Raw genomic sequence first — 19,324 nt, forward strand, 5'->3', positions numbered from 1 at the left:
GTCTTCGGCGTGGCTGTGGTTCGAGGGCTCAGGACAGCCACAGCTCCCGGCCTACTATGGTCCCGCGACACCGTGAAATTCATGTCAACAGTACCGTTGCACAGGACTCCGTGGGAGCGGATGCACGCGGCCGTTCCCGGTCATGCGGGCTTCGGTTCCGGCATCGGGATGAGCTTTGCGAGTTCCCTGAGGTTTTGGGCGGTGGCTGCGAGGTGGAACTCGTCGCGGGCGCCATTCGGTCCTCGTAGTCGGAGGCGGTCGAGCGTCCGCGCGCCCTCATGGATTGAGCGCAGGATCTTGCGGGCGGGTGCGTTCGGACAGCACCGGGGCTTCAGCGAACATCCGTCGCAGTCCAGCTTGCTGGCGCGATAGCGCATCATGCCGTTCTCATCGACGAGAGGGAGCGGCACCCGGTAAGCTTTCTGGCGCTGCCTGAGTTCCTTCCCGGCAGGGCAGATGTAGGCATCGGCCTTGTGATCGTAGGTGAAGTCGGCTCTGCTGAAGGTGCCGTCGTCGCGCTGTGACTTATCGACGACCGGAATATGCGGCTCGATCCCGCGCTCATGGACCAGCCAGGCGAGCATCTCGGCCGAGCCACAGGCGCTGTCGGCGGCCAACTCTGGCACATCGCCTTCCAGGCCCAGCCTGCAGAGATGGGGTAGGCGGGCGCCGGCTCGGCGTCGATTATGGGCCGCGGCTCACCCGCTGAACTTATTGAGGAGGAACTGATGGATTACTTCGCCGGTCTCGACGCATCGCTGGAAACCGTTAACATCTGTATTGTCGATCAGGACGGCAATGTCCTTGTTGAACGCAAGGTCGATGCCGAACCAGATGCGATCGGCACCGTGCTGCGAAGCTTCGGCCGCCCTTTCAAGCGTGTCGGACTTGAAGCTGGCCCGACCTCCTCCTGGCTCCATGGCGAGCTGTGTGCGGCGGGCTACCCGGCGATTTGCCTCGAGTGCCGGCACGTCAAGGCCGGTTTGAGCGCCATGCGCAACAAGACCGACCGCAATGATGCGCGAGGAATCGCGCAACTCGTTCGGCTTGGCTGGTGCCGACAGGTCTTCGTCAAGAGCGGCGAGGCACAGCGGGTGCGGATGCTGTTGGTCAATCGCGAGCAACTGCTCAACAAGCTGCAGGATGTCGAGAACTCGGTAAGAGGCTCACTGAAGGTCTTCGGGCTCCGGATCGGGCGCGTGACCAAAAGCTCGTTCGAAGCTCGTGTCCTGGAACTCATTGAGGCGGCTCCTAGTCTGCTGGCGACCACGGAGCCGATGCTGCGCGTCCGCCAGACGCTCCTTGAGGAGTTTGCCCGACTGGACCGCCTCGCGCAGCAATTAGCTCGGCGAGATCCGATCTGCCGGCGGCTGATGACGGTTCCTGGCGTCGGAGTGGTCGTCGCGCTCACCTATCGGACTGGTATCGACGCGCCGGAGCGCTTCGCGCGATCACGGAACGTTGGTGCCCACTTTGGACTGACGCCGCGGCGGTACAGCTCCGGCCAGACCGACTACGATGGTCGTATCAGTCGGTGCGGCGATGAGATGGTTCGAACCGCCCTCTATCAGGCGGCGAACGTCCTGCTGCATCACGGACGCTGGTCGGCGCTCCGCGCTTGGGCGATGCGGATCGCGAAGCGAAGCAGTGCAAAGGCGGCCAAGGTCGCCCTCGCCCGGAGGCTCTCGGTTATCATGCATCGCATGTGGGTCGACGGCACCGACTTCCATTGGTCAGCCGCTAAGTCGTCAACGGTCATGGCAGCTTAGGCAGAGGTCGAGGACTCATTCCACATCCGTATCCGCCTCCTCGGCGGTACCAGGCTATAGCGCGACGATCAGGATGAGACGCGCGCGACAATCTGGATGAGACTCTCAGAGCGCGGTCACGGGCAAATTATCATGCTGATTGTCGCTGGCAAGGCTTTCGTCGTTTTCTGATTGCCGCTCCGCGACAAGTTTGTGCGTATTTTTAATTGTCGCGTAGGAGGCGGGTCTGCCGCGCTGGCGTTTGGCCTCTACGGCAGATCTGCGCCGGTAGCTTTCGACATTCATCTCGAAGATCGTTGCGTGATGAACAAGCCGATCGACCGCGGCCAGGGTCATGGCGGGATCCGGAAAGACCCTGTTCCATTCTCCAAAGGGCTGATTGGCGGTGATCATGATGGAGCGCCGCTCATATCTTGCGCAGATGAGTTCGAAGAGCACGCTCGTTTCGGCTTGGTCCTTGGTCACGTAAGCCAGGTCGTCGAGGATGAGCAGATCGAACTTGTCGAGCTTTGCGATGGCGGATTCGAGCTGGAGCTCCCGCCGCGCGACCTGAAGCTTCTGGACGAGATCGGTCGTGCGGGTGAACAGCACACGCCAGCCGTTCTCGATTAGGGCGAGGCCGATGGCCGCGGCGAGATGGCTCTTTCCGCCGCCGGGCGGGCCAAACAACAGGATGTTGGCGCCCTTTGCGAGCCAGCTGTCGCCGGCGGCGATCGCCATCACCTGGGCCTTGGAGACCATCGGCACGGCGTCGAAGGCAAAGCTGTCGAGGGTCTTCCCGGGCGGCAGGTGCGCCTCGGCGAGGTGGCGTTCGATCCGGCGGTGCGCCCGCTCGGCCAGCTCATGCTCGGCGATGGCCGAGAGGAACCGGGCGGCGGGCCATCCCTCTCTGTCGGCCTGTTCGGCGAACTGCGGCCACAGCGTCTTGATTGTCGGCAGGCCGGAGCTCGTTGAGCATGATGCCGAGGCGTGCTTCATCGATGCAATGGGCTTGTCTCATGCGACCTCTCCCGCGCAGGCCGTCCCGATCAGGGCTTCATAGCCATTGAGCGATGCGAGTTGCACATGAGCAGTCGGCAACCGGGCCGGATCCGGGCCGAAGAGCGCTCTCAGGGCTGCCAGATCAGGCAGTTCGCCGGCGTCGAGCGTTCTGGCAAGCTCTTCAGCCAGTTCACGCTCGCAGCCACGATCATGAGCCAGCGCCAACAGTTCGACGGCAATCTTGCAAGCCTGTTTGTCAGGCAGTTGCTCGATGAGAACGTCGAAGGCTCTACGATATTCCAGCCGGGGAAAGAGCTTGTCGCGATAGACGAGATCCCGAAGCGCCATCGGCTTCTTGCGCAGGGAATGAATGACGTGCCGGTAGTTTGACGACTTGGTCGTGCCGGCCGTCGGCATGGCCGCGTCCTCGGGGCAACGTCATCAGATGCGTCCCGCCGATGAAGACCTCGAGGCGATCGTCGAACAGCCGGACGCGAAGCCGATGTCCGATCAGGCGGGAAGGCACAGTGTAGAAGACCTTGCGCAAGGTGAAGCCGCCCGTGCGCGACACCGTGACGACCACCTCTTCGAAGTCGGTGGTGCGGCGGTCGGGAAGTTCCTGCAAATGCGGGCGCTCAGCGTCAATGCGCTTGCCATGTGCGGCATTACGGCGGCTGACGATCTCATCGATGAAGGCGCGGTAGGAGCCGAGATCGTCGAAGTCCCTGGTGCCGCGCATCAGTAGCGCATCGCGGACCGCATTCTTGAGATGGCCGTGGGAGCTTTCGGTTGAGCCGTTCTCGTGCGCGACGCCCTTGTTGTTGCGCGTCGCCGTCATGCGATAATGGCCGCACAGTTCCTCGTAGCGATGCGTCAGATCGACCTTGGCGTCGGCATCAAGATTACGGAACGCGGCCGACAAGCTGTCGCTGCGATGATAAAGCGGCGAACCGCCGACCGACCACAGCGCGTTCTGCAGGCCCTCTGCCAGAGCGACGAAGCTTTCGCCGCCAAGGATGACATGGGCGTGCTCGAAGCCCGACCAGACCAGCCGGAAGTGATAGAGCAAATGGTCGAGCGGCTGGCCGGCGATCGTCACGCCGAGGCTGCCCATGTCGGTAAAATCCGACAGTCCGAGCCGACCGGGTTCGTGCGTCTGACGGAAGATCACTTCCTGCTCCTGACCGTGAACAGCCCGCCATGATCGGATACGCCGCTCAAGCGTGCGGCGAATACCTTCGGATAGTTCCGGATGACGCCGCAGCATCTCATTGTAAACGGCGACCACACGGATGCCGGGAGCGGCCTTGAGGAGCGGAACAACCTCAGCATCGAAGATATGCTCAAGAGGATCGGGGCGACGCCGGTCGCGCGGCGGCCTGCTCTGTGATGGAAGACGCACTTCCTTCTCAATGCGGTAAGCTGTCGCCCGGCTGATCGACGCTTTGGCGGCGGAGACCTCAATGGAATTGTTTTGTCGGTACTTCATAAAAAGCCTCGTCTGATGATCGGTTACATGGCGACCCGGCACAAAGGTGATTCTCCCTTCTCAGAAAATCACCCACGCTACCGGGCCAACCGCGATCATGAGACGCCGAAAATGCGCCGCGGCGGGAGTGTAACTCCGGTCGGGCTAGGCCCTCCCTCCGTCACACCCCCGCCGCCGAGTCTCATCCTGATTGACGCTGAGTCTCACCTTGATTGTCGCCGCGCAACCAGGCGCCCGGAAGGGTGCGAGGGCTGGACGAGATCGCATCGTTGGTTGCAACGGATCAACTTCTTGATTGAGTGCGCGGCAGAGCTTGGCCGTCCATCCCTTCTCAACCCATCCTGTCCGCCGGCGTCGTCGGACGCCGAGCACGCAAAGAAGCATGAAACCTTCCGGACGCCCTTCGATCGATTGAGGAGCCTGACAAAGGGAGTTGACACTCGATGCCCGCCTAACGAAACCACCGGTAGGCCAGGTTCAGATGCACCTCCTCGCACAGCCGCCGCTCCGAACGGATGCCGAAGCAATAGCCGATGATCAGCATCCGGATCATCAGTTCCGGGTCGATCGAGGGGCGGCCGATCTCGCTATAGAACGGCCGCAGATGCGTGCGGATGCCGGACAGGTCGACGAACCGATCAATCGACCGAAGCAGGTGATCAGCCGGCACGTGGCGCTCCAGGCTGAACTGGTAGAACAGCGCAACCTTACCGGGGAACATCTATGACCACCGCCACGCCGCTCGCTCGCTTCAGCGCTGTTGAGGGCGCGCTCGCGAGCGGCTTCGTCACCGCCGATCTACGCCACTCAGCGGGGCACGACCCTGCATTCCGCTTTGTCTGCAATCTAACAATGTCGGATATGAGACACGGCAGTCAGGGAGCTATCATGTTGATAGCAAACTTTCACCTTTGGCACGGAACATGCTCGAATAGCTGCAGACGCATTGCAGTTAGCGACTAGGTTTGCCCTGAACCTCAGGGCCGCCACTCAGCATGACCCAAAGGCAGACACGTGGAAATTTACGATTGGTGTCGATCCAGAGCTGTCTAAGCCAGCCCTGCCACCACGTCTCGCGAGCCACACCCGCCATGACACCGATACGTTGTGCGTTTGACGGCGGTCGCATCACCTCGGATGGTGGCGTCATGCTTTTGGCCGCGGCCGAGCGACGCCTGCAACTGGCCGACACGCTGGCCGCTGCGATCCACGATCCGCGCGACCCACAGCGGGTGACGCACGTCCTGATCAAACTCAATGCTAAGATTTTGCCCGAGTGCCGGTTAGACGGGAGCGCCGATTGTGGAATACTAGCAAGGCTGGCGGCCTTGGCGCATTTCTAAGGCGAATGCCGTTGAAGAAGTCGCTCGCGGTCGAGCGCTGAGCGTGATTCCATTGGGCTCCGAAGCGGTTCGGAGACGATGGGTGCGCGGCGGCGACCATCGGAACTGGCGAGCTGTTCAGATCCTATGAGGAGGTGGATAGCGACGGACGCGGTCGCAAAGTGAGGTCGCCAAAACATCTCACCTTGGAGGCTAAACATGCCAGTCGCAGCTTTGCCAACCGGAAGCACCGACCGCTATCCGCACCCATCTTTGGCGCAATTTTCGTGTCGTTGGAATTGTGGCCTGCCCCCTGAAAAAGCGGTCCTCCCTGAGGTCCGCGCTTAGCTATGACTGCCGAGGCACCTTAAGTAGGGCGCCGGCTCGACGTGTGTCCGGTCTAGGGAATGCCTATTCCGAAATACCGCGTGTGGGCGGCATCGAGGATGCGATTGATCAAGCTCGAGTAGCTGTGTCCGGCAGTCGTCGCGGCCAGGGAGTACAAGGATTGCATACCGAGCCATGGCATGGAGTTGATCTCAAGGACAAAGGGTTGGCCGGAGCGATCGATCCGGAGGTCGACGCGGGCATAGTCCCGGCACTGGCAGGCACGGAAAGTCGCAGCCGAAATATCCCGCAGCAGCGTCGTAAGCTTGCTCGCGATTCGCGCCGGGCAAATCTTCGGCGGCGCCGCGACCGCTTCCCTAGTCAGAAGACGCGTTTCGCGGTCGCCGAAGTCGTGCTCCACAAAAGGCAAGACCTCGAGCTCTCCGTTTCCGAGCAGCGCGACGGTGATTTCCCGCCCCTCGATGTATTCTTCCACGAGCGCATCCTGCGCATATTGCATAACGATCACTTCTACAGCCTGCCTCAACTGAGCGGGCTCATTTATGAGCTGCAATCCGAAGCTGGCGAATCCGTGACGCGGCTTCACTACCACTGGGAATCGCAGGTCTCCGGTACTCTCGGTTCCGCGACGCATCACGCGAAAGTTCGGCGTCGGCACGCCGGCATCGCGGATGAGCCTCTTGGCGATGACCTTGTCGAGCGCCAGCCCATGCCCGAGCGGGCTCGATCCGGTGTAGGGGACGCCGGCCATTTCGAGCATGGCCGGAAGGTGGGTGAGACGGCACTCGCCCTGAATTCCGTACGCCATGTTGAAGACAATTCCCGATGGACGAGCTTCTGGATCGGGTGGCATGAACCGCTCAAGCGCAGAGAGCAGTCTTTTGTCGCCTTCGCACAGCAGCGTCTCGTGGCCGCCGTCTTGCAGTGCCGCCACGACGCCTTCGACTGTCTCGTGGCCGTCCTCCTCCGGACGAGACTGACCGAACCGGTTGATCACGCCCGTACGATCACCATTCCATACGACGGCTACCCGCATGAGTTACTCCTTTGCATTTATCCCTGCTGTCACGTTCATGCGCTCGGATTTGGTCGATCGAAGACAACAACTCGTCTGAACCCCGCGCCTACACCGTGTCCCAATGCATTTGGCGTGCCACCGAAGAGGTTGTGCGAGCAATAGGGAAAAAAACATGTGTTTCGGGCCGCACCGGCGGAATACTTGCGCCTCAGTGTATCGGGTTTGGAACATCGACGTCTTCAATCGGACACGGCTGAACACGAGAACATGGAAGATCGAATGACGACGGTCGCCTCTCGTGCCAAACTCGAACGTCTCGCGCTCCAACTGGATTGATCTATTTCACGATCAAGCAGGCGGTCCCCTTCGACCGCGCGTCTTGTATCGTTTCGAGGCGTTGTAGGTCTCGCACTCGCCCTACTGACTTTGTCATTTGGTTCTCCGCAGATGCTTCAGGTTTTCGACCAATTATGTTGTTGCTTACTATTCGCAGCGGTTTTGAGTTGCTATCTTTGAAGGATCTGTTGCAAAGCCTGCACGCGGATTGGCGAGGTGCTGATCAGGCAGCGAGGCCATATCGGTGTCGGGGTCTTCTCCACGAGCGTGCGCAGGTTCATCATGTGGTTCGGTCATCGAGTTTGCGCTGAACGTAGTACCCAGGCGCTGTGGTCGCCTTGGCTTTTGTCGCGACCATCGATACCCCTGCCGCTTTCGAAGCGCGAAGGCCGTAGGGCCAGCCCTCGGATTGACGCCGATCGAGCATCAATTGGAGCAGAGCAACCGGTGAGGCCGGATGGCATCGCATCACGCGATACCTGATGTGAACACTACCGATCCAAGAAACCCGACAGTAGGTATTAGTTTCCCGACGTTTTCCCAGGAATGGCCAACAGATCCCTCCGCCAGCGAAGCCTTTGCCGAGACACATGTGCGGCCGACTGGAAACGATCCGCCTAATCGGCGGCGTCGAGCGCGAGGCCGACGGCACATGGGTGATCGCGCCGATCCTCCTCGTAGCCTGGTCCGATATCGAGGTGCTGCAGCATGGCGCCTGGATCGGTCCGCTGCTCGTAGCCGCACTGTTGCGTCAGCAAGGTCTCGCCGCGGGCCATCTCGCGTGCTTGCATCTCGGGGCCAAAAACATTAAGCGCGAGCGCCGGCGGGCGCGGAACAGCGGGACTCGACGTGACCGTCCTGGGCGGGGCGATCGTGGTCAACGGTGCCCCTACGACAATGTTATGATCGAGGTGTCGGGGCAGGGGGCTCGCATTGTCTATCGCGAGCGGATACCGGTTCCGGTTTCCATGTGGCAGCCCTGGACCAGTGGCGGGGCGACTGCGAATTTCTTCGTAAACCCGGTTGTCGAGTTTTCTGGCACATGGATCGCGCCGCTGATCTGCTATGAGCAGCTTCTTGTCTGGCCGGTCCTGCAGTCGATGTTGTTCGATCCGCAGGTAATTGGTGCCACTGGCAATGGATGGTGGACTGGCAAGACCGGCATTGTCGAAAGCGAGTGCTCCGGCTGCCCTTGGTGTTTGCCTTTAACGAGCAGGGGTATCCGAGATCGCGCGCACTGGTCATCCCGTCTGACGGCTCTTCGATGGCGCGAGGAACTGGGTCGCTGCAGGAGCATCCGGACATAGCGGCTAATCGAAGTCTACCTGAGTTGGCATTCTGCTCCACCGGGGGCCGGGGCGCGGTGGTCTGCTATTCGAGGCGTCTTTCAGTCCCTCAAGGCCTTTTGTGTTAGAGCGAAAAATGGCATTGAACCCTATTTAAACTGATGTATGTAGTAAATCAATTGGAGGACAAATGTGCAATTTGCACTAGTGCCTTCCCAAGGATGAGGGAGCGAGCCACGAAGATCGCCTGCATCTCTCCTAGATAGTTTTTCATGCTGACCTTAAGCAAGGGCAGCTACAAACAGGAGAAATCCCATGGCTGAACAACGTTCCGTCGCCGTCATTGGCGGGGGCGTAATCGGCGTTAGTTGCGCGCTTATGCTGGCGCGGGAAGGACACCGTGTCACCGTGATCGAGGAGGGTCGCATCGGCCATGGTTGCTCTTGGGGCAACGGCGCCCAATACAATGCGGGATCGTCTTTTCCCATGGCTCATCCCGGTGTCATGTGGCGTGCGCTGCGCTGGCTCGCCGACACTAAAGGCCCGGTCCGCCTCGCCCCGCGTGAGCTTCCCCGCACCCTCCCATGGCTCATCCGCTTCCTGCGCACCGGACGCCCAAAGGCTTGGGAGGCGGCTTATACGGCGTTGCACACTCTCAACGCCCCGTGTGCCGCGCTCTATCGCGACATGCTCGGCGATACCGACTGGAAACGGGTGTTCCGGCCGAGCGGCGCCCTGCATGTCTGGCGCGATGCATCACCCGGCGCTCTGGATGCGACGGTGGATAGCCTGAGGACCAGGCATGATGTGGCCTTTGAGAGGCTCAACGCCGAGCAGCTGCACGACTTGGAGCCCGCTTTGTCCGACGACTACCGACGCGGGATCTTCTTTCCCGACAGCGGCCATGTGACTTCACCTCTGGCCCTGGTGGAGGGCCTGATGGATCGAGCCGCTGCGATTGGCGTTTCAATTCGCACGGCGCAGGTCGAAGCTATAGAGCCCGGCACAGAAGGTGTAACGCTTCAGACAAATACGGGGCCCCACCGCTGCGACACAGTGGTCATCGCAGCTGGTATCGCCAGCCGCGACCTCGCTCGCTCCCTTGGAGTTTCCCTGTCGCTGGCTAGCGAGCGTGGCTATCACATCACCGTGCCCGGCATTTCCGGTGCTGTCAGTCGCCCTGTCACCGACGCTGCTTCGGCCTTTGTCGCCACGCCGCTCAACCAAGGGCTGCGCATTGTAGGCATCGCCGAATTCGATGCGCCCGATGCGCCGCGCGACGCAGCGCAGAGCAACAAGCTGCAGGCATGCGCCCGCGCCATGCTGCCAGACATACCCATCAACCGGGTGACCGATTGGATGGGCGTAAGACCATCGACGCCGGACAGCCTGCCTATCATCGGTCCCCATCCCAAGCATGCCGCCATCCTGTTCGCGACTGGCCATGGTCACATGGGTATCAGCGGCGCCCCAATGACCGCGACCATTATCTGCGACCTCGTCGCGGGCCGCGCGCCCCGGATTTCCTGCGCTCCTTATCGGGTGCGGTAAAGGCAGTGAGCCTATGCGCAAAGTTTAATCTTGTGCTATGTCACGAAAATGATATAGTCCATTTGAACATTGATACAATTCAAGACGATTATGGGAGGGTCGAATGACTCGTTGGGCCAGTCCGATGTTTGCCGCCGCCATTGGCGCACTCGCCTTGTTCGGTCGGCCACTGCTTCAGTTCCGGCCGAAAACCACTCCCTGGCGTTTGACCGCAACCGCTGGGGTCTCGCCTGCTCGCGCATCACCCGTTACATGCTCGAGCGTGGCATTGACATGAAGGTGGTTCCCCAGTCCGGAAAGTACTGCTGAGCATGCGCACGAGCCGAGTCTTCACCGTCATCGACAGCCATACCGCAGGGCACCCCACCCGAACGGTCACCGCAGGCATCCCCCCATTGCGCGGGCACAGCGTGCGCGAACAGCGGGACGATTTCCGCGCGGTCCACGATGGGTTGAGGGGGCTGCTGCTTCACGAACCGCGCGGGCATGCCGCCATGGCGGCGGCTGTGCCCGTGCCTTCCCGCGAGGCAGATCAGGGGCTGTTTTTCATCTTCTCGTATGCCTACGCCGACATGTGCGGCCATGCGACGATCGGCTACATCGCCAGCCTGGCCGCTATGGGTGCGCTTCCTGCAGGCTTCGAACAAAACGGCATGTCCATCGAGACGCCGGCGGGCATCGTCCACGTGACCGGTACCTTCGAAGCCGGCCGGCTGACCTCAGTAGTGCTGCGCAACGTGCCCTCCTACCTCGCCTCTGCCGATGTAACCGTCGAGGCCGAGGGCCTTGGCACGGTGACCTGCGACATCGCCTATGGCGGCATCCTGTATGCCCTCGTCGATGCGAACCAGATCGATCTTCCCTTCGGCATCGACCACGCCAGCCGTTGGTGTCGCGCCGGCATGGCCATCAAAGAGGCGCTTAACGCCGCCAGCGGTCATCCGCAGGTTAGCAGCGTGCTATTCCACCAAGCTATCGAGGGCGGCGCCCGCCATCTGGTTATTTTGGCAGGCAACAAGTTCGACCGTTCGCCCTGCGGCACCGGTACCTCCGCGCGGCTGGCCCAACTCCACGCACGCGGGGAGTTGGCGACTGGCGCGCCCTATCGGGCCGAGAACATCCTCGGCGTGCCCTTCACGGCGAAGGTCGCGGAGTTGGCTCGGGGCAGTAACGGCCAGCCCGCCGTGATCCCGGAGGTGCGCGGCATGGCTCATATCAGCGCATTTTCCACCCTCGTGCTGGAAGCGGACGATCCGCTGTCAGCCGGCTTCCTTCCCAGCTGAAGGGAGAGCGATATGAAATTCGACCCGTCGTTGCTTTGGAGGACTAAAACATCACGTGTGCCGGGGTAGCCTAGATGAGAAACATCATCGCTTTGGTGGACTCGCGCAGCACCCGGCACCAACTTTCGAGCGCGTTGAACGCCTAGTCTGAGGTACTAATCATGTCCAGTTACTTGTTCAAAAATGCCCGAATCGTTGACGGAGGTGCGGCTGAGCCGACGGAGCCGATGCAGGTGCTCGTCGAGGGTGGCAACATCCGCGAAGTTGGCAAGAATATCACTGCGCCAACCGAGGAGACGATTGATCTCACCGGTAAGATTTTGATGCCGGGCCTTATCGACTGCCATGTCCATACCATTGCTGTTAACGCGTCGTTTGCGCGCAATGCTGAGCTGCCGGATTCCTTGGTAGCCGCTCGATCCTCGCTCATTATGCGAGGTATGTTGATGAGAGGCTTCACAACCGTCCGCGACGCCGGCGGAGCTGATTTCGGTATCAAGTGCGCCGTCAACGAGGGGACCTTTTTAGGCCCGCGTCTAGTGATTTCCGGCAAGGCACTCAGCCAAACCGGCGGGCATTGTGACTTTCGAGGCCGTTTTAACAGCCGTCCCGAGATACGCTCGGGCTTCCCTCTCGGTGCTCTTGGCCGGGTTTGCGATGGGGTATCGGACATTCGCCTGGCTGCACGTGAGGAAATCAAAGGCGGCGCGGATTTCATCAAGATCATGGCGAACGGGGGGCGGCGTCGCCTACAGATCCGATTCACTTCCTCGGCTTCTCCCGCGAAGAACTGGTGGCAGTGGTTGAAGAGGCAAAGAACGCTGGGACTTACGTAGCTGCTCACCTTTATACCGACGCCGCAATTCGGCGGGCTGCAGAAGCTGGTATTCACTCGCTGGAGCACTGCAACCTCATTCAGCCAGAAACGGCAAAATATGCAGCAAGTCAGGGCGCGATCGCCGTTCCAACTCTTGTTACATTCGAGAAGCTTTTGAGCGAGGGCGCCAGCAATGGCTACCCGGCCGACGCTCTTGCTAAGGTCGAAGTTGTTCAGTCCGCCGGCATCGAGTCTCTCGCCATCATGAGGGAAGCTGGACTACCTATGGCCTACGGCAGCGATCTCCTTGGTGAGATGCATCGGCATCAATCCGAGGAGTTCATCATCCGCGGGCGGGTCCTTCCAGCGCACGAGGTTATCGCCTCCGCGACGTCAGTTGCTGCCAAGCTGTGCCAGATGCAGGGCAGAGTTGGAACCATCGCACCGGACGCATTTGCTGACTTGATCGTTGTCGACGGCAATCCACTCGAAGATCTAACTCTCCTTACCCACAAAGGAAGATCCATGCCGCTTATCATGCGTGAGGGAGTAATCGTGAAAAGCGCTGGTTTGAACGGACGCTGAATATCCACCAAACAGAAAAAAAGGGGAATAACATGATGAACCGCAGACAGATACTAGCAACCATGGCGAGCGCCACGTTCCTTGCGTCGGCCGGTAAAGGTTTTGCCCAAGCAAATCAACCTTTCCGCATTGCCGCTCTAAATCCGATCACTGGAGCAGGTGCTCCTTACGGTACGGGCATGCAGAAGATGATTTTGGCAGCGGTGGACGAGGTTAACGCCGCGGGCGGCGCCGGAGGGCGCATGATCGAAGTGGTGGCCGACGACTACCAAAGCCAGCCTCAAGAAGCAGTCCTTGTGGCTAAGAAACTCATCGAGATCGACAAGGTGAACGCTCTCGTAGGTATGTGGTCGTCGGGTGCGGTGCTCGCGACAATTCCATTGGCGAACGATGCCAATATCCTTCTCATGTGCACCTCCGGCGCTCCCGAAATCACTAGCCCTTCGATCAATTCGAAGGGCCTCGTGTACCGTTTCAATACTACAGGTGATGGGTTCGGCAAAGCTTTCGCCGAGGCCTGCGAGCGTCAAGGCTTCAAACGCCCCGCGACAATGGCCTTCAACAATGCCTCTGCCCTTGGCATCGTAGAAGGGTTCCGCAAGGCCTGGGAAGAAAAGGGCGGCGAGGTCGTCGAGACTGTCGTCTATGAGCCGAAACAGCCCAGTTACCGGTCGGAGCTTCAGCGGGTGCTTGCCGCCGACCCCGACGTCATTGTGGCCGGTTCCTATTTGCCAGATACAACCATAATTTTGCGCGAGTGGTTCCAGACGGGTGAAACTCAGAAGTGGTTCCTCCCAGGTCATGCAGCCGGTCCAGATCTGTTTAACGCCATCGGCCCAGACGCCAGCGAGGGCCTGTTCGTGGTGAACTCAATCTCCGCTGAAACGTCGACCGCGTATCAGAGTTTCGATGCCGCCTACCGTAAGGCAATGAACCAACCAGGGACAACCAACATCTATGCTGCGATGGCGTGGGATATGGTCATTGTTCTCGCGTTGGCAATGGAAGCAGCCGGGCCGAACGCCGATGTCGCGCAGATCAACGCAAAGATTAGAGAGATCGCAAACCCTCCTGGAAAGCAGGTCTCCAGTTTCGCTGAAGGCAAAGAAGTACTTAAAACCGGCGAGGTGAATTATGATGGCGCCTCGTCATCGGTCGACTTCAACGAGCACGCAGACGTCCTGCCTGATTTTGACGTTTCGGTAGTCTCAAATGGCGAGGCACGCCGAGAGTACGTGATCAAGATCTGAAGTCTGCGAGGGAGGGGCGAAGCAGTTTAGGTCGCCGCGCCCCTCCTTTATGGAGTTGTGATGATATTCTTTGTTGAACTTCTCATCGGCGGCCTCATCTCGGGTATGGTCGTTGGTCTGGCCGCACTTGCCATTACCCTAGTATTTGGCATCGCGCGGTTTCCCAACGCCGCCACAGGGGACATGATGACGGCGGGGGCTTTTGTTGCGTTGGGCATATCCGGCACCACAGGGTTGGTCATCGTTGGCGGCGTTGTTAGCGCAATTGTGAGCGCCGGGGTTGGCATGGCTATGTATGTTCTGGTGTTCCGGAAACTGGCCGGCAGAACCAAGGTGGCAAATCTTCTCGCCTCCATAGGCGTGGCCTTCTTCATCCGCGCAGTCGTTGCCTTGACTTTCGGACATCAGCAAGAGGTTTTCCAACTCCCGCTTGTTCGTCCGTGGCGTCTCTTTGACATCCGCATTCAACCGATTGACGTCTATTCGGCAATCGTCGCGGCTATAACGTTGGCTGTAGTGTTCTCGATCTTATATGCGACGCCCATCGGTCGACGCATGCGCGCTGTTGCCGATAACCCCGGACTTGCACAAGTCTCCGGTATCTCTCCGACTCAGGTGATGGTCGCACTCTGGGCATTGGCCGGTGCGGTTTCGGGCGTTGCGGGCGTGATGTATGGCATTAAGACGGTTGTCACTCCGGAAATGGGCTGGGACATGTTGATACCAGCTTTCGCGGCTGCAATTCTGGGCGGTATAGGGAATCCAATCGGCGCTATCTGTGCGGGACTCCTCTTGGGTACTCTGCAGGAGGTTGCCACTCCATTTGTTGGCTTCACGTATAAGATAGCGATTTCATTCGTCGTGCTGTTGATTGTGCTGCTGGTACGGCCGGCGGGCTTGTTCGGGCAGACTGAGGGAGCTCGTTGATGGAAGCCTACTTTATCGCAATCGGGATCATCACCGCAATCTACGTCCTTCTGGGACTTGGCCTGAACCTGCAATACGGCCTTACCGGCATCATTAATTTTGGTCATGTCGGTTTCTTTTGCATCGGCGCCTATACAGCTGCCTTAATGGCTCAGGTTGGGATTCCTTGGCCGATCTCATTTCTAGCGGCCGCCGCCCTTGCTGCGCTTGCCGCTTGGCCTCTTGGATTGGTCAGTCTGAGGCTACAGAGCGATTACTTTGCCATCGTGTCACTCGGATTTTCAGAGGTTGTGAGGATCATCGTCACAAGCGAAGGCTGGTTGACGAACGGAGTACAGGGCATCACGGGCATCCCGAAACTGATGGGGTTCATGGGTACCGGCCAGGCGCAGTCTTTCGCGGTGTTGATTGTACTTATCGCGGTCAATGTGCTGGCAGGTCTCGCGAAGTTCCGAATCGCGCGCTCGCCCTTTGGACGCATGATCGAAGCGATCCGCGACAACGAGGATGCCGTGAAGGCTCTTGGTAAGGATCCGGCTCGTTTCAAGATCCAGGTCCTAGCGCTCGGAGCCGCGCTTGCTGGCGTGGCTGGAGGATTTTACGCTCACTACATCGGCTTCATAGAGCCTGAGATGTTCATTCCCCTTATCACGTTTTACGTTTGGATGGCGATTATCATCGGTGGTGTCGGACACACCCTCGGTGCCCTCGTCGGCACGACTATCTTCATGGTCCTCATGGAAGGATCCCGTTTTTTGCGTGACGTGATTCCGTTTGTTTCAGAAGTCGAAATGACGAGTATTCGCCTCGGCGTAATCGGTCTGACCCTGGTACTCTTCATGCTCTACCGCCCGCAGGGCCTCATGGGGGATTTCACGAAGCGATGATACTTGCAATCGAGGGTCTCACAAAGGTCTACGGCGGACTGCGCGTGGTAGACAATGTATCTTTCACGGTGCCAAACGGGGATATTGTCGGGGTGATCGGCCCCAATGGCGCGGGAAAATCGACGCTGTTCTCCCTCGTAACCGGCTTCTTGAACGCGACCGAGGGACAGGTGCGCCTGGATGACAAGCCGGTTGGACATCTTGCCCCCGCCGAACGAGCTCAGACAGGCATGGTGCGGACCTTCCAGGTGCCTCGGGAATTCAGTTACCTTACCGTCCGACAGAACCTCATGGCGGCCGTACCGAAGCAAAGTGGCGAAAGTCTCGTCAATCTCATATTCAGTCCGGGTCGCATTCGGGCTGAGGAAGAAAAGATATCTCGCGACGTCGACGCCATGCTCGATTTCCTTCGACTGTCTCCCATCGCAGACACGCCTGCAGGCCGCCTCTCTGGTGGACAGAAGAAGCTGGTGGAACTCGGACGCGCACTTATGACCGGCGCGAGACTGATCTTGTTGGATGAACCCTTCGCGGGCGTCAATCCCGTGCTGATTGAGGAGATCGCAGAGCGTATTCGAGAATTGAATGCGCAGGGGCTTGGCTTTCTCATCATTGAGCATGACTTAGGCGCCCTGACGCGTTTAGTCACGACATTGCACGTGATGGACCGTGGCCGTCTTATCGCCTCCGGAGTACCCGCCGATGTGCTGTCGAATAATCAGGTGCGTGAAGCCTACCTAGGAGGTACATCATGACGGTTCTGACTGTCGAGGGCCTCAAGGGTGGCTATAGCGAGGTCGACATTCTGAACGGAATCGACTTGGTGCTCAATCAAGGTGAAATCCTGACGATTGCTGGAACAAACGGAGCCGGTAAGTCGACTGTCGCAAAAGCCATCGTGGGACTGCTGCCGCGCGTCCGTGGATCCGTTCGGCTTGGGGGTAAGGATATCACATTCATGGCACCCGAAAGTCGGGCGCAGAATGGTATCGGCTATGTGCCGCAAGTCGCCAACATATTTCCCTCACTCACGATCACCGAGAACCTTGAAGTCGTCAAAGGCGTGCAGGATCGCAATGCCCGGATCGGGGAAATGTTCCGCCTCTTCCCCGCCTTGGCCGAGCGCAAGCGCTCACGGGCTGGACGTCTCTCGGGTGGTGAGCGGCAACAGCTTGCTTATGCGCGTGCATTGATGACACGGCCTAAGGTCGTCGTGCTGGATGAGCCAACAGCGGCGCTTTCTCCCACGCTCGTGGCGGACAGCTTCGCTCGCATTGCGAGCTTGGCGTCCGATGGAACTAGTATCCTGCTGATTGAGCAGCGCGCCCGTCAGGCGCTGGCGATCTCCGATCGAGGAGCCATCATGGACGGTGGGAGGATTGCCATGGAAGGGCCGGCGTCCGAGCTGCTGAGCAACGAGAAGGCCGCTGACCTCTACCTTGGGCACTATTCCCCCTAACTGAAATCGCCTGTCAATCTAACGGGAACGTTCATCGGGGGTACGTTTGCTGCGCTCCTGATGAACGTGACAGACATGCCGCAGCGGTCATCGCGGTCCCAAATATGAAGGGGGAGTAACATTGAATCGCTGGGTCGGTCCGATCATTGCCGCCGCCATTGGCGCACCCGACTTATTCGGTCCGGCCTCCGCGCCATCTCGGGCCGAAAACCACGCCTTGGCGCTCGACCGGTACGGCGAATGACAAACTGAAGTTACACACACAAGTGCGGCGGGTCGGACTACAGGGGCTTCCTGGTCTTACCCAGCAGCCGACTCCAAAACTGGCTGGGTCGCCTGCGATAGCGCTGTATCCCGCCCAGTGCCGCGGAGTGCTCATCGACTTAACTGGACTCTCACTCTTCACTTCATACCTACGAGGCTTTTCCGATGATCAAAACCGACGCCAGTGTCGACGAATACTTGAACCGTGTGGGCATCTTAGGTGCAGGAAGGCTTGGCTCCGCACTCGCAAGTCGATTGGGGTCTACAGGGGCAAATGTACCCCTCTGGAGCCGAAGGCACGAGCGCGGTGATCAGTTGATCCCCCAGGGCGGAGAAGCCTGCGGTGCCGTGGATTTTGATACAATTGCAAAGTCGTACGTTTTGCTTTCGGCCATTCCTAATCAAGCTCTTCTCCAACTCTCTTCACGCCAACGGTTACGCAACTTCGATGGCGTCGTATGCGCAATGGGAATAGACACATCCGTCCGATGCGTGCGAGAGGCATTCCCACAAGCGCTAGTTCTTCGACTGAGTCCGGGAATCCCACAAGCTGGTGGAGACATCACATCCGTCGGACTTTTGGACGCATACGCATTGCGTGATTCCCGGGTTGATGTCGCAAAGGCGGTTTTAGAGTTACTGGGACCTGTGGTGTGGATCGACGAAGAGAACCTTTATGATCTTACTTCGCTTCTCGCTGGCCCGCTTCTGACGCTTCTCAAGTCGGCCATTTCGAGAACAGTTGAGGTGAGCCTCGAGGCTAATGGGCTCCCGAGTCAATTCAAGGAGGAGCTGGAGCGCATCGTTTTCAACGAATTGGCGAGGCGATCACTTGGCATTAGCGAGGGCTCGCGACAAGTCGAAAGAGACAGGGCGACGCCTGGTGGAGTAACAGAGGTGGCGCTCCGCCATCAAGAGCAGATTAGCGGTCAGCTTTTGGGGATTGTTGAGTTGATGTTAAAGCGTATGGCGCGCTTGCGATGACGCGTGGAAATCTGAAAGCGGCCAACATACAAGGTGCGAGCCACTCTAAGCCCGGGAATCGCGCCGACCGTCTGCCTTGGCTCAGCCTCATCTCAGCGCCGCGAAGCTGCCGATCTGTTCGGGTTTATACGTTGGCAACGGGTGCGTGAGGGTGCCTTCATCGCGTATTGCACGTCCCGCGGTCCAGCGCAGCCAGGCCATGGGAATGGCGCCTGCGCTCCGTCGGAGCCTCTCCCTGCCTCAATCCCGATAGCGCTCGCAAGGAAGTGGAACAGCATCATGAAGCCTTGATCGGATGCCGGCGGCGAGATCGTTGCCCACGCCATGACCCTGATCGAGACGGCTAAACTCTGCGGCCTCAATCCACACGATTGCCTCGCAGATGCGCTCGGGCGGATCAACGATCACGAGATCAACCGGCTTGATGACTTCTGCCCTGGAACTGGAAGCCCATGGCTGTCCCTCAGGATCAGGCGGCCCGATCATGGCGGGGATTGCGCACGTACTCACGCTGGCTCGTGTCGCCGAACTCCCGGGCGAGGATGAGGACCTGCTGCATGAGATCAGCATTGAGATGGAGCCTGAGGACGGCGTGATCGGTGTCCATGGGATCGGCGACGCCTATACCCCGGCCTTCACCGACTTTGGCCTGGAGAATGCAGATTCCGAGGCATGCCGCCCCCGGGATTCCGAAATGATGCCGCCCCCTCATTCCGAGAATTAACCGCCCCCTGATTCCGAGATTATTCCGCCCCGTGAGAGGTGGAT

General features: G+C 59.5%; 13 protein-coding genes and 6 pseudogenes. 14 read left to right on the forward strand and 5 right to left on the reverse strand.

The features are described from left to right. Positions 1-140 precede the first annotated feature (140 nt). Positions 141-617: pseudogene (locus ACG873_RS32085) on the reverse strand (IS5/IS1182 family transposase); the annotation flags it as partial. 111 nt (positions 618-728) lie between these two features. Between ACG873_RS32085 and ACG873_RS32090 the strand changes: the two are divergent. Further along, positions 729-1,769: an IS110 family transposase gene (locus tag ACG873_RS32090; RefSeq protein ID WP_394890007.1), complete on the forward strand. Its 1,041-nt coding sequence runs from the start codon at positions 729-731 to the stop codon at positions 1,767-1,769. Positions 1,770-1,874: 105 nt separating this feature from the next. On the opposite strand, the pseudogene istB reads toward ACG873_RS32090, so the two are convergent. The 3 pseudogenes from istB to ACG873_RS32105 form a co-directional block, all read right to left on the reverse strand. Further along, positions 1,875-2,769 (reverse strand): annotated as a pseudogene (istB, locus tag ACG873_RS32095) (IS21-like element helper ATPase IstB). Further along, positions 2,766-4,281: pseudogene (istA, locus tag ACG873_RS32100) on the reverse strand (IS21 family transposase). The pseudogenes istB and istA overlap by 4 nt, the downstream one beginning before the upstream one ends. Positions 4,282-4,696: 415 nt before the next feature. After that, a pseudogene (locus tag ACG873_RS32105) lies at positions 4,697-4,960 on the reverse strand (transposase); the annotation flags it as partial. Between the two features lie 370 nt (positions 4,961-5,330). On the opposite strand from ACG873_RS32105, the pseudogene ACG873_RS32110 reads away from it, so the two are divergent. Continuing rightward, a pseudogene (locus ACG873_RS32110) lies at positions 5,331-5,495 on the forward strand (transposase); the annotation flags it as partial. A 466-nt stretch (positions 5,496-5,961) separates the two neighbouring features. Here the strand turns inward: ACG873_RS32110 and ACG873_RS32115 are convergent. Further along, positions 5,962-6,945, reverse strand: a complete 984-nt coding sequence (locus ACG873_RS32115; RefSeq protein WP_394890009.1) for a D-alanine--D-alanine ligase family protein — start codon at positions 6,943-6,945, stop codon at positions 5,962-5,964. Positions 6,946-7,853: 908 nt separating this feature from the next. Here ACG873_RS32115 and ACG873_RS32120 point away from each other — a divergent pair. From ACG873_RS32120 to ACG873_RS32175, 12 genes and pseudogenes are all read left to right on the forward strand, one after another. After that, positions 7,854-8,570 (forward strand): DUF1612 domain-containing protein, encoded by a 717-nt coding sequence (locus ACG873_RS32120; protein WP_394890011.1) that lies wholly within the window; start codon positions 7,854-7,856, stop codon positions 8,568-8,570. Positions 8,571-8,864: 294 nt separating this feature from the next. Further along, a complete protein-coding gene (locus tag ACG873_RS32125) occupies positions 8,865-10,100 on the forward strand; it encodes an NAD(P)/FAD-dependent oxidoreductase (RefSeq protein ID WP_394890012.1) in 1,236 nt (411 codons plus the stop codon). Positions 10,101-10,411: 311 nt separating this feature from the next. After that, positions 10,412-11,383, forward strand: coding sequence for a proline racemase family protein (locus ACG873_RS32130; RefSeq protein WP_394890014.1), 972 nt, complete (start codon positions 10,412-10,414; stop codon positions 11,381-11,383). A 323-nt stretch (positions 11,384-11,706) separates the two neighbouring features. Next, positions 11,707-12,785, forward strand: a pseudogene (locus tag ACG873_RS32135) (metal-dependent hydrolase family protein). Between the two features lie 32 nt (positions 12,786-12,817). After that, on the forward strand, positions 12,818-14,035 hold the full coding sequence (locus tag ACG873_RS32140) for an ABC transporter substrate-binding protein (RefSeq protein ID WP_394890016.1): 1,218 nt from the start codon (positions 12,818-12,820) through the stop codon (positions 14,033-14,035). A 60-nt stretch (positions 14,036-14,095) separates the two neighbouring features. Next, on the forward strand, positions 14,096-14,962 hold the full coding sequence (locus ACG873_RS32145; protein ID WP_394890018.1) for a branched-chain amino acid ABC transporter permease: 867 nt from the start codon (positions 14,096-14,098) through the stop codon (positions 14,960-14,962). Next, positions 14,962-15,849 carry a branched-chain amino acid ABC transporter permease gene (locus ACG873_RS32150; RefSeq protein ID WP_394890020.1) on the forward strand — a complete coding sequence of 296 codons (888 nt, stop codon included), beginning with the start codon at positions 14,962-14,964 and terminating at the stop codon, positions 15,847-15,849. Before ACG873_RS32145 ends, ACG873_RS32150 begins: the two co-directional genes overlap by 1 nt. Beyond that, the gene (locus ACG873_RS32155) at positions 15,846-16,604 is read left to right on the forward strand and encodes an ABC transporter ATP-binding protein (protein WP_394890022.1); all 759 of its coding nucleotides are present in this window, start codon (positions 15,846-15,848) and stop codon (positions 16,602-16,604) included. Before ACG873_RS32150 ends, ACG873_RS32155 begins: the two co-directional genes overlap by 4 nt. Then, positions 16,601-17,308: an ABC transporter ATP-binding protein gene (locus ACG873_RS32160; RefSeq protein ID WP_394890024.1), complete on the forward strand. Its 708-nt coding sequence runs from the start codon at positions 16,601-16,603 to the stop codon at positions 17,306-17,308. The genes ACG873_RS32155 and ACG873_RS32160 overlap by 4 nt, the downstream gene beginning before the upstream one ends. 429 nt (positions 17,309-17,737) lie before the next feature. Continuing rightward, a complete protein-coding gene (locus ACG873_RS32165) occupies positions 17,738-18,556 on the forward strand; it encodes an NAD(P)-binding domain-containing protein (protein ID WP_394890026.1) in 819 nt (272 codons plus the stop codon). A 324-nt stretch (positions 18,557-18,880) separates the two neighbouring features. Beyond that, the gene (locus tag ACG873_RS32170) at positions 18,881-19,102 is read left to right on the forward strand and encodes a transposase domain-containing protein (protein ID WP_394890028.1); all 222 of its coding nucleotides are present in this window, start codon (positions 18,881-18,883) and stop codon (positions 19,100-19,102) included. Next, on the forward strand, positions 19,041-19,280 hold the full coding sequence (locus ACG873_RS32175; RefSeq protein ID WP_394890029.1) for a hypothetical protein: 240 nt from the start codon (positions 19,041-19,043) through the stop codon (positions 19,278-19,280). Before ACG873_RS32170 ends, ACG873_RS32175 begins: the two co-directional genes overlap by 62 nt. Positions 19,281-19,324: the final 44 nt, after the last annotated feature.

It is taken from the genome of Allomesorhizobium aridi, from assembly GCF_043769475.1.
Classification (GTDB): domain Bacteria; phylum Pseudomonadota; class Alphaproteobacteria; order Rhizobiales; family Rhizobiaceae; genus Allomesorhizobium.